Source organism: Bacillota bacterium, assembly GCA_040754315.1.
In the GTDB taxonomy this organism is placed as follows: Bacteria; Bacillota; Sulfobacillia; order DUSP01; family JBFMCS01; genus JBFMCS01.
Genome location: JBFMCS010000023.1, coordinates 61,288 through 72,788, shown reverse-complemented (window position 1 = coordinate 72,788; position 11,501 = coordinate 61,288). Strand labels below are relative to the sequence as shown.

The following is an 11,501-nucleotide window of genomic DNA, read 5'->3' as shown; positions in this document are numbered from 1 at the left end:
GGCCATCCCCTACTTCCTCCTGGCTTCCTCGTGAAGCCATGGGTTCCGGTCGCCGGCCACATCCCCAAAACGCGTCAGTTCGGCCTTGGCCTTCTTCTCCATAAGCGTTTCGTAGCGCTCGTCATCCACCATGGCCACCAGCCGCGCGATGCTGGACTCACCGTCCACAAACCTCCAGGGGAAGCAACCGATTGTGACCCTCTGGTTCAAAAGAAGGTCCAGGTCACCGCCAGCGCACTCCAAGTGGATGATGCTCTTGTTGAACATCTCAAGGTGCATGAGCTGGTACTTGTCGTCGGTGAACACCTCTTCAATCTTCCTTCCGAACTTCTTCTGGAAGAACGCGTCCGCCTCTTTGGCCTGCCGGGGCATCCAGTTCCGGATTATGGTGTTCATGGGATGGTCTGCGCTGCCGCAGTCCACCGCGATCCACCGGAGTTTCTTGTGTTTGGCCCACTCCGCGAACTCGCGGTCCGGTCCTGGGTGTTTGACCATGTACCGTACCTCGTCGGCTGTGGGTTGATCCCAGCCATAGTGGTGGTACCCCGTGTGGATTACCAGGATGTCGCCCTCCCTGACCTCCACCCGTTCTTCCACCTGCTTGGATGTGTAGATGTCATAGTCCGCGGTACAGTCAGAGAGATCCACCACAACACCATCATGCACCAGGTAGTCCATGTCCAGCGAGGCTATGTCCTTCCCCGGCGTGTAGAAGTGGATTTCTCCGTCCAGGTGAGTCCCCACGTGATTTGAGTGGGTCACCAGTTGCCCGTTGGCGCCATTGGGCGCCAGCCTCTTGAAGTACTTCACCTGCAGGGGCTCGTAGGTGGGCCACGGTGGCGTGGCGATCCCTAGAGGTACTGTCAAATCGATGAATTTCAAGCCGTTCCTCTCCCTTCGTGCGCCATGCTCCCGCCAGGTCTTCCTACGCCCGGGTCACCACTGGGTCACCCATGGGCAGGCCGTGGGCGCACAGGTCACCGGCAACCTTGTCCGCTATGTCGACCCACTCTTTGCTGGGTGCCAGTGTCTTCACGTCGAAACACTCCATGAAGCTCTTACCCTCAGGTGGATCCTTTAGCCCCGCCTCGTACGTGCTGAGCAGGTAAGAGACAATCTCATTGGCCTTCTCCAGAGACAATTCGGCGCTGGCCTCGAACACCTCAGCCATGAACCAGTGCTCCAGCGGCGTGAGGTAGTTCTTGAACCGCCCGCCTGCCGTCCGCGGACCTATCTGGAAGGCCACACCGGACACAGCGGTTGCTATGGTCCCTGCGGCGGATGTGTAGAGGATTTCCTCAGTGCAGGGCCCGGCCAGTTGGTTGATGAGCTTGTAGAGCATCATGTGGGTATGACGGGCCTCCGCCTGGGTCGCCACGGTGTTTGCCCACAGCGCGTGACGGGAGCAGCTGGAGTCATAGCGCATGTCATAGATGGCACTGGCCGCCACATCCGACTGGAGGATCGTGAACATGAGAAGGTCAGTGGCGATGTTGGTAAGGACGCATCCCTCCGGAGAACCGCTGAACCCGCCTATCATGGCATAGGCCCCGCCGCAGTCGAGATAGGCGTCACAGCCGATGGCATGGATGGCCTTGTGGAACGAGGTGAAGTTGGTTTTCAGCTCCGAGGGGTTCAGGATGATGGCTATGGCCCGGTTGCTCGGCGAATTCTGGAGGTGGAACGCCCCCAGGTTGCCGTACTCAGTTGTGCTTGAGCCGATACCCATCTGGGGTAGCCCGGGACGCCCTACACGCCACATGGCCTCCTGCTTCAGCTGGACCTCCCTCACGCCGACAGCCGTCTCGAACGGGGAGCCGGAGTAGACGGGCTTCCCGAACACCGTATCTATGGAAGGACCCTCCTGGATCCGTACCTTCCTGCTCTTGAAGATACCCTCGGAGATGGGAACGAACAGGTCCTCGGAAACCTGTATGCACAAGGGGCCCGCAAAGATGGGCGGGTTCTTGTCCTCAGGTGTCCTGGCTCGCATTGTCACCTGGTCCCTGCCCTCACCCAGCACCAGGTGGTCCGGGGCATCGCGGAGCGCCTGGAGTATCTCCTCTTTCGAGACCTTGATTATCGTCTCAGTGCTGGTACAGAGTAACCCAAGTTCCGCTGCCATCTCCAAGCCGGCCTCGAAGAACCGGTCCGCCAGCGCCAGGTCCTGGTTGACGGGGGTATTAGGATTGTAGTGATGCTCAAGCCCGTACTTCTTCAGGTACTTCCGGTTCGTTTCCGGGATTATCTTGCGTTCCCATTCCTTTTCCGTGCAGGCAGGCCCCTCTTTGGCCCTCTGGAGCATTTCAACTATCCTCTTCAGGGAAGCCATACTCATACCTCCTTCTTCAGAGTCTCCCTAGTACAGTTCCTTGTAGTAGGTCTTCTCCGCACCATGTCTCCTGGTGGAGCCCTGGAATACATGGATTGTGCCTGTCCCGGGCTCCTGGTCCAGCAAGAGGTCACACAGGGTCACGGCGTCCACCGCGGTCCGGCCGTAGCCATCCGCGCCTATCTCCTCGGCCCAGTCCTCCGTTACAATACCTCCGCCCACAATCACGTAGTATTTGTCCCTCTTCTGGACCTTCTTGAGGTAGTCCACCATGTCTTTCTGGTAATAGGAGGAGGTGGTCATGAGGGAAGACATGGCAATGATCTGGGCACCGTACTGCTCCGCCGCCTTAAAGAACTCGGCCACCGGCACGTTTGTACCTAGGTCGAACACCTCATAGCCGTGGAGGCTTAGCTGCGTGGCCGCCATGTTCTTGCCCATGTCGTGAAGGTCGCCGTACACGGTGCCAAACACCACTTTGGCGTTGGCCTTCTTTTTTGCTAGCTCTCCCTCCCCAGCCTTTAACAGGGGATGGATCATGTTGTTTAGGGCTTTCATGGTTTCTGAGGCGGCGAGAAGCTCCGGGAGAAACAACTCCAGGTTCTCGAACTTCTCACCCACGATATCCAGGCCGCGGCTGCCACCCTCTTCCAGGATGACCTGGGGCTCTATTCTAGCTTCGATTGCTTCTTTGCCCGCAGCTTCAACCGCAGGTATGTCTCCGGCGACGATAGCTTCGGCGATTCTTTTCAGGATTAGGTCGCTCATGCTCAGTCTCCCTTCTCGATGATTTCGTGCGACGCTATAGGTGTATCCCTGCACCGCCTCCCCATCATTGCATCCATGGTCACCCCAGCCCCTGCCACGTCTCCTGTGCTACATCCGCAGAATACTATCGCCGTAAGGGGGCTGGGGCACCATGGAAATCAAGTTACGAGCTTAGTCCCATCTCCCGCTGTTCTTCAGGGGTTAAGTAGTAGCCGCTGGCAGATGGGGCCGAAGGATCAAAAACGCGCACCTTGTTAATGGACGTGAGGATGATGTAGAGGACCGCAGTGACAACAAAAGCATTTAGTGCGAAGACCCCTACACCCCAGACATTTGTCATAAAGTGTTCCACGACAGCGCCAATGCCGTAGGCAATGATGGCGTTCCAGTTAGCTCCCAGGCGGACGTTTTCCACCAATGGGTATTTCTGGTTGTGATGATAGTAGTAGTCCACGATCATCACTGCAGGCACGCCCGGTACAAAGATTCCTAGGAACAGCAGCCAGTTGATGGCCTGGCCGTAGATGCCGGACACCGCCAGTATCACACCCATAACACCGGCTATGCCAGTGGTAACCCTGGAATCCCACTTCGTGAGGTTGGAGAGGGCCAGGCCTGATGTGTAGCACTGGCAGTCTCCGCTGGTCAACACTACCCCTAGGATAACCAGGAGTGACAGCACCTTCCAGAAGTCCCCCGCCAGGGTGGGCATGACGACGAAGAAATCCATGGTGTTCAGCGCCCAGGAGGTCAGGACACCAAGAAGCATAATGAGGTTGTTGGCTACCACAAAGCCCCAGAATGATGCCCAGACCACAGACTTCTTGCTCCTGGCAAATCGCATCACATCGGGTGCCAGCGATGCCCCGACAATCCAGTGGCTAACTGTGAGACCAAAGGCTAACAGCCAGGACTTGCCCACAAAAGGACCCTCGGGGAAAAGGCTCTGCCCAGCGGGCATCTTGCCCAGAGCCAAGGCAAACCCCACAACCATCAGGATGAGGATGGCGGGCGCCACGTAGAAGGCGAACCTGGATATGACCTTCATGCCGTATACCGCCATGATGGTCATGATCACACCCGTGATAACGGACCAGAGCCAAGCCACACCGCCGATGTTGCTCTCCAGCACGGCCGCAAGCAGGCCGATGCTGACCCCAAACCATCCAGCCAGGGTTATCCAGTAGACCAGTGACGGTATTACAGTGCCGATATTCCCGAAAGAGAAGCGGGAGCACATGCTGACCGAAAGCCCCATCTTAGCTCCAATGTCACCGTTCAAGTAGGCTATTACGAACAACAGTACATTTCCAGCGATAATGGCGGAGAGCGCAGCGGAGGGACTCATGGACGCAGCTATCAAGGCGCCCATGTAGGGGCCACCCATGTAGAAGATCCAGCCCATCCAGGTAGTGGACAAGGAGTAGGTACTAATGCGCCTTGCGCCCGGAACCCTCGTTATGGCATAACCTGTGGTCTCTTCGTTCTGTACCTTCTTCAGAGTGTCTGCCTTGCTCATTGTGATTAACCTCCCGATGGGGAATTCTGGTGCCCTAGTTCCGGATACGGCGGTCACTCAGTTGTTCGCCGATCGATGCCCAACAGAGCTGTGGCCTCGAATCACCCCTGGGTACCCCATCTGTTGTCCCCGCACAGCCAGTACGTTTTCCCGTACCCACCCCCTCTTGAGCCTGAGGTTAGCTCGGTACTGTCTCCACGGACTCCACATGGTTCGCGAAGGCCAACAGGGCCTCCCGGAAACACTGCATGGGTGGCCTGACCAGGCCTGCTCCCACTTGGCCGATCCCGGGCTCCCGGTGGGCCACTCCGGTGTTGATGGCCGGAAGAATACCTGTCTCTACTACCTTTCTCAGGTCGATGCCGGTGGGCGTGCCCCGGAAATCTAGGGGCGGTATGAGGTACGCATCGTTTTCGGCCATGGTTATCTCGTACATGGACAGGGTGGCCGCCAGCGCATCCTTGGAGGTTCCACCGACAAACCTTACGATGGCTGGGGCAGCCGCCATGGCGAACCCTCCAAACCCGGCGGTTTCCGCTATAACGCTGTCGCCGATGTCGGGATTGGCGTCCTTTTCGCTGAATCCGGGGAAATACAGGCTCTGCGGGACCTCAGCAGCGCCTGTGAACCACCGGTCCCCCAAGGCGCTCACCCTGATGCCAAAGTCCGTGCCATTCCTAGCCATGGTCGTAACCAGGGTGCTCTCTGGGATCCCATGAGCCGCATCCATGGTGCACTTGCCCGCCGGCATGGTCAGATTGAGGAAGAAATGGTCGTTTCCATTAATGAACTCCAAGACCGAAGCAGCGTCTTGTCGCGAGACACCAGACCTCACGAGATGAGGGGAGAGTTCCCGGATCAAGAGGGAGGTTCCCGCTCGGTTCCGGTTGTGACCCTCGTCCCCCATCTGCACCGCCTGGGAGAGGAGGTTCTTGATGTTGATGCCCCCGCATACCTCCAAGGTCTCTGCCAGCGCCGGTGCCAGCACTCTCTCCATCCACCTGAGCCTCTCGATGACCTCGGGATCGTAGGCTCCATAGCGCAGCACCTTGCCAAGGCCTTCGTTAAGGGTGCAGTAGGCCTGGTTTCCGAAGGTAGCGTTTTCTATGATGAACACCGGCATGGAGGGGGAGATGATGCCCGCCATCGGCCCCACCGCCTGGTGATGGTGGCAGGGGTCAAAGGTGATCTCTCCGGACTGAGCCACCTCTAGTGCCTCGTTGGCATCCTGGGCCAGCCCTTCGTAGATGAGGGCTCCCATGACTGCTCCTCGCATGGGACCGCACATCCGATCCCATGCCACCGGCGGCCCGGCGTGCAGAAGGGTCTTCCCATCCATACCCGGCACGGTCTCTAGTGCAGTCCCGATGCCCACCAGTGTTGGCTGGCTTTGGAGCACCCTGTCGATGGCCCTTCGGTTGGCTGCGTCTATGTCCATTTGTTCTCCTCCTAACCCTGGAGTCTTCTCAGTATTGCCGCCAAGTGCTCGTCGCCGCCCGCCGGCGGGCGAAACTCCACAGAGACCGCCCGTACACCCTGGGTCTTGAGATCTTTGTAGAAGATCTCCAGTCCCACGTTTATCACGTTGGGAGGACGGGACAGCAGATCCTGGACATCCTTCACGGTGTACCCCCCACTTCTGCCATGAGATTGCCTGCGAAGGCTGCTGTTTGGGCGTTAGAATCCAGCACCAAAGCGCCGGCGGACCGGAGCCGATTGGCCTGTTCGTCCTTGTTCTGGGGGTCAAGGTCGGTGCCACACACTGACACCACCACCGGTAGGTGCCGGCCAGCTGACAGGGCTATCTCCCTCGCTTTCATGATGGAAGAAACCAGAGAGCCCCCGGGGTCAGGGTGGGAGCCATAGCCAAGGATGCAGTCAAGCAACAGGACTGAAGTCCTGGGGTCTTGGGCGACATCTAGGATCATTGCCTGCCGAAGGGTCGGGTCTATCATTGGGTGGGCGCGGCCTTGAGTATAGGCATCGTCTCCCAGGTCCAAGATAGTGTGGCCAGCCCCTATTCGCTCCACCTTCAGCCCGGGGCCCAGCGGCGTGTTGGAGTATACATGCCCCAGTGTGCGCGACAGGATGTGGATGGCTTCATCACACAGGGTCCCCCCTGAGTAGAGCCCCCTAACGAAGACCTGGGACGGAGCCAGCCTCCGGGCCTCCCGGGCAGCCACCTCCACCCACCGTCCCCATCCCGAGGGATGGCCAAGGCAAGAGGCGGGGTCATCGTTCTGGGCAAGGGCCACTGCTATACGGGCGCTGTTCTCCAGGGTATCGGCCCCCCATATGCCATCTGCGAGGCTGGATCTGTGGCAGGCTCCCATGAAGCATACAACCGCTGGCTTCCCGGTATTTCTCAAGACTTCGAGGACCCCTCGAGAGACCTCAGGGTGGGGAGGCTTGGATATCACTACGATGACCTGAGTGGATGAGTCCCTGGCCAGCGCACTGATGCCCATGGCCATCATGAGGCCTCCCACTTCCCTGCTGAGGTCTCTGCCGCCCGTGCCAATGACGTGGGCGACCCCGCTCCCCATGTTGTGGATCATGCTGGTGACCTCCTGCGCACCGGAGCCCGAGGCGGCCACCACCCCAATGGGGCCACGCCTCAATACGTTGGCAAATCCCAGCACGACACCACTTATCACCGCCGTGCCACAGTCGGGGCCCATGAGAAGGAGACCTCGCTCCTGGGCAATGCGTTTGAGCCTGACCTCCTGCTCCAGAGGCACGTTGTCACTGAACAGGAACACGTGCTTCCCGGCTTTGATGCAGGTTTCGGCTTCCCGCCAGGCGTACCTACCGGGGATTGATATGGATACCAGGTCAGCCTCCGGGAATGCCTGAAGCGCCGACCGAAGCGTAGCGTAACGGTGTTCAGCGTCCGGCGCCAGCTCCTGCCTGCGCTTGAGGAGATCCTCTACTGCTTGCTCCCCAGCCTCAATGGCCCTATCATCTACGGCCTCCAGGGCGATGATAAGGTCTGAGGGCCCGGCCTTCCTGGCAGTTTCATCCAAGAGCCCAACCCGGTCCAGGAGTTCCCTGTTCAGGTCAGTCCCCATCACTACCACAACCTGGTGCATCCCGGGAACTCCGCTGGCTTCACGGGAAAGCCACATGAGAGTAACCGAGTCATAGTAGGTGTTCTTTCGTACGGTCACCTTAACCGGCAAAGCACATCCACCGCCTTATGATGCTGGACTGTCTTCCTCGCGTGACTTCCCGGCTGGTCGTCCGTATGGCACCCTGAGGGCAGGTTCAAAGGCGCTCCGCGCCTCCCGGATAATCCCTTCATACGCTGCGATGTTCCTGTCCTGCAGGTGGTCAAATACCATGGGGGCACGGGTGCCAGGGCTCACATACCTCATGGGATCAGGGTCCAGGCGTGCCACGATAATCTCCTCGGAGCCTCTGGCCTGCGCCAGTTTCTCGCCGGTAGGGCTTATGACCATGCTATGTCCAGCGTAGTAGTTCCCGGCACCGTCACGGCCCACCGCATTCACCGCCACCACGTAGACGTGATTGTCGTAGGCCCTGGCCGCGTTGGTCAAGTGCCAGATGTCATAGCTCCGGAGAAACGCGGACGGCCTGGCTAGCACCTCCGCGCCATCTATGGCCATGACCCTGGCCAGTTCAGGGAAGTCCCCGTCATAGCAGATCATCATCCCCAGCATGGCACAGGAGGTTTGGTATACCCTAGCGGTGTGACCAGGTGTCGTCCAACCTCCACCCTCTACCCGCTCTGTGGTGAAGGGGTGGGTCTTCCGGTAAACCCCAACCACTCCACTACCCGGGGTTATGAGGACTGCGGAGTTGTAGATGGTGGGCCGGTCACGCCCTCTTTCATAGACGGGCAGCACAACTATGGTATTAAGATCAGATGAAGCACGGCAGAATGCGTCTGTGACGTCTCCCGGTATGGGCTCGACTATGTCATAGAGGGCCTCTCTTGACATCCCCGGGTTGAAGGTGGTGGTGACACTCTCCGGAAACACGGCAATCTCGGCTCCGAACTCTCCTTGAGCCTTGGCCAGCCAGTCCAAAGCCTTGCGGACGTTCTGGCGCACGTCCCCAGGGATTGATGCAATCTGGATCCCACATACCGTGACTGCTTTCATGGGTACGCCTCCGTCCACTGCTGACTAGTGCCTGCACCAAGAATGGCGCCAAGTGCCATGAAACTTCCAGATGTATGGCCCACACAGGATAGCCTTTCAGCCGCTTGAGTCACATCCTCGGCTAGAAGAAGGGCCCTGATGAACCTGGCCAGGACCTCCGGTGGCATGCCTGAGGCGCACTGGGCCAGGAGGCTTATGGAGATGAGGTTGGTGTGGCGGTACGAGCTGGCCACGACATGGTACCGGAAGCGCAAAGCCCTCATGGAGCGAGAGGAGACAGCAAGGACAGCGGTGATCCCGGCGAGGGCATCGTCCCCTGCCGGGGTGAGGCCAGGACCTAACCCGAGGAGATTCAGTGCCCACTCGGAGGCGCCTGGGCGGTACCGGCTGAGCATCTCCAGGACCTCACCGGCGCCTGGAACTGCACACCCTGGCCACACCAGGTCCAGCGCCGCCTTGCCCGCCGCCACGATGCGTTGGCGCGATGCCGCCGGAGGGCCTACCAAGCCCCCAGCATCCCATACTGAGGCGCCGTCAAATGATACTACCCTGAGGTCTTCGTGGAACACCCCAGCACGGCTGAGAAAGAGGGGAGTCCCTTGCCTCCAGTCCAAGGCCTCAGGGTCCATGTCAAGGGTGGCCGACAGGGCGGAGTTGCCGTTGGAGTCAGAAGACAGGGAGACCACCGGCAGTCCCCTCACCTGGATGTACACGGCTCCCCGCACGGAAGCAATGACCGTTCCGGAGAGCCCATCCCCGGTCAGGCAACGCGCGAGCAATGAGCCGATCATCCTGGCCCTGATCAACGCCGCTTCCTCCCCAGTTACTGATGGGAATACGATTCTAGTTCAAGAATTGTCTGCCCTTTGTGGCAAACCCACGAAACGGAGGATGGCGGTTTGTGAGAAAACGGGAGTGCGTTGCCAGGGGCTAGGGGGAACGGCTCTTGACGGGCATTATAAAGGTGAGCCCTTCAGTGGCCCATCTATCTGGCGGGCAAGGCAGGCAAGGGGAAGGTCACCGGTCCAAACCCAGCCGGGAGACACGCAGGGCCACCTCCACCCTGAGGCGAGTCTCCCTGTCCTGAAGGTCAAGACCAGCTATTTCCTTGATCCTTTGCAGCCTGTAAAGGACTGTGTTGTTATGGACGAACATGCGCTTGGAGGTCAGCCGGATATTGCAGCAGCTATCCAGGTATACATTGATGGTCTCCACAAGGTCAGTCCCGTGCTTCTGATCGTACTCCTTCAGGACACCGATGATGTCCTTGGCAAACTGCCCCAGGTCTGCGCGCTCTATGAGGTAGAGGAGCCTGTACACCCCGAGTTGGCCATACCGGGTCAAGGGTGCCCCGTTCCCCATGTAGGCTCCGACCTCCAGCGCCATCACCGCCTCCAGGTACCTGGTGGACAATTCGCTAGGCTTTGAAGCGGGGTTGCCCATTCCGCCCTTGAGGTCGAAACCGAGCATACCCTTAAGCGTGCTAAGAATGGTTTCCCCCTCGCGTGGTCCCCCAGGCACCAGGACCACCACATGCTCCCCCTTCTCCCCGGCTATGGTATCGGAGAAGTGGAAGTTCAGGGTGCGCATGAGCCGCTCCCTCTTGCTTTCGGCTTCCCCGGCTGTACGCCCGCTTCGCGTCGCCAGGTCGGCGATGACCAACACGGCGAGGGCCCTGTCAAGATCCCAGCCTACGGACCGGCCGCGCACGATAGCCGCCTCATCCGAAGGGATCGACCCGGTCAGGACCTCGTGCAGGAACTCGTTCCGGTAGCGGCGTTCCACCTCGAACAGCGCCTTGTCGCTGACGATCCTGAGTGCCGCCACCGTGCTGAACCTCTCAATGGCAGCCATGTGGCTCCTCTTGAAGGGTGACCCCATTTGCCACGCAAGAATGTCCCCGTAGTACCTGTCCTCAACGATTATGGGCACCTTTACACTCTCCGGCGAACCTTTCGACTGTCTGAGGCTCTCCAGGGTAACCTGGTGCCCCTCAGGGCAAGCGAAGGCTAATGCCTCCCCATCGTGTCCGGTCACCAAGACGGGATTGGCCAGGAGTTCAGCTAGGGTGGTGGCTATGTCCCCCATCCCCCCGCCCTTGATCATTACCTCCATGAGGTGCTTGTGGACATCCTCCGCTCGGTGCAGGTAGTCCATCTGCCGGTGGATTATCTCGGTCATGATCGGGCCCAGTACATCAGAGAAACTCATCTCCAAAGGAATTTCTACCAGGGGGAAATTCAGTTCATTGGCCTGGGTGATCATCACGTCGGGTATGCGTTCAAGAAACCGCCGGGGCTTGATCCCCAGTCCTGCCAGGTTCCTGGCCACGAGGGCGGGGATCAACCGGCCCTGGGCATCAGGGTCATCCTTTATGGAGAAAGCCGCCGTGACGAGGAACTCCTCTTCCTTGACCCAGTTGACGATATCGGGTACTTCCATTACCTCGACGAAGCGAATCCTCCTGCCTAACCCTCCTTCGCCCGCGACAAGCCGCAAAGCGCGCAGGGGAGAGAGTTCCAAGGCTTCTCCTACCGTTAAGCCCAGCTCCTGCTCCATTTGGACACCCCCCTTTGGCATCGGAGTGGTGCTGCTGCACATTCATCCTTGGGACACCTCATTCCTTCACGGTGCCGCTGGCAGTCCGTTCCAGACAAGCTATAGGGCCAACCTGGCCAGGATGCAGGAGGTACATACCAAGTCAGACTCCCATCCGCTAGGGAGGGAGTCTCGTGACCCTTAGGCCTCACATGCC

At 59.2% G+C, this 11,501-nt stretch carries 10 protein-coding genes; all 10 read right to left on the bottom strand.

What is annotated here, in order from left to right:
• Nucleotides 1–9: 9 nt before the first annotated feature.
• Nucleotides 10–882 (bottom strand): cyclase family protein, encoded by an 873-nt coding sequence (locus AB1576_04860; protein ID MEW6081102.1) that lies wholly within the window; start codon nucleotides 880–882, stop codon nucleotides 10–12.
• A gap of 43 nt (nucleotides 883–925) precedes the next feature.
• Nucleotides 926–2,332 carry a monomethylamine:corrinoid methyltransferase gene (locus AB1576_04855; GenBank protein ID MEW6081101.1) on the bottom strand — a complete coding sequence of 469 codons (1,407 nt, stop codon included), beginning with the start codon at nucleotides 2,330–2,332 and terminating at the stop codon, nucleotides 926–928.
• Nucleotides 2,333–2,359: 27 nt separating this feature from the next.
• The gene (locus AB1576_04850; protein ID MEW6081100.1) at nucleotides 2,360–3,100 is read right to left on the bottom strand and encodes a cobalamin-dependent protein; all 741 of its coding nucleotides are present in this window, start codon (nucleotides 3,098–3,100) and stop codon (nucleotides 2,360–2,362) included.
• A 163-nt stretch (nucleotides 3,101–3,263) separates the two neighbouring features.
• Nucleotides 3,264–4,619, bottom strand: coding sequence for a cytosine permease (locus AB1576_04845; protein ID MEW6081099.1), 1,356 nt, complete (start codon nucleotides 4,617–4,619; stop codon nucleotides 3,264–3,266).
• A 178-nt stretch (nucleotides 4,620–4,797) separates the two neighbouring features.
• Nucleotides 4,798–6,057, bottom strand: a complete 1,260-nt coding sequence (locus tag AB1576_04840; GenBank protein MEW6081098.1) for a DUF1116 domain-containing protein — start codon at nucleotides 6,055–6,057, stop codon at nucleotides 4,798–4,800.
• Nucleotides 6,058–6,068: 11 nt separating this feature from the next.
• Entirely contained in the window at nucleotides 6,069–6,242 is a 174-nt protein-coding gene (locus AB1576_04835) for a fdrA domain protein (GenBank protein MEW6081097.1), read from the bottom strand.
• A complete protein-coding gene (gene fdrA, locus AB1576_04830) occupies nucleotides 6,239–7,801 on the bottom strand; it encodes an acyl-CoA synthetase FdrA (GenBank protein ID MEW6081096.1) in 1,563 nt (520 codons plus the stop codon). Before fdrA ends, AB1576_04835 begins: the two co-directional genes overlap by 4 nt.
• A 15-nt stretch (nucleotides 7,802–7,816) precedes the next feature.
• Nucleotides 7,817–8,746 (bottom strand): carbon-nitrogen hydrolase family protein, encoded by a 930-nt coding sequence (locus AB1576_04825; GenBank protein ID MEW6081095.1) that lies wholly within the window; start codon nucleotides 8,744–8,746, stop codon nucleotides 7,817–7,819.
• The gene (locus AB1576_04820) at nucleotides 8,743–9,552 is read right to left on the bottom strand and encodes a DUF2877 domain-containing protein (protein MEW6081094.1); all 810 of its coding nucleotides are present in this window, start codon (nucleotides 9,550–9,552) and stop codon (nucleotides 8,743–8,745) included. The genes AB1576_04825 and AB1576_04820 overlap by 4 nt, the downstream gene beginning before the upstream one ends.
• Before the next feature lie 211 nt (nucleotides 9,553–9,763).
• Nucleotides 9,764–11,305 (bottom strand): PucR family transcriptional regulator ligand-binding domain-containing protein, encoded by a 1,542-nt coding sequence (locus AB1576_04815; GenBank protein MEW6081093.1) that lies wholly within the window; start codon nucleotides 11,303–11,305, stop codon nucleotides 9,764–9,766.
• Between the last annotated feature and the right edge of the window lie 196 nt (nucleotides 11,306–11,501).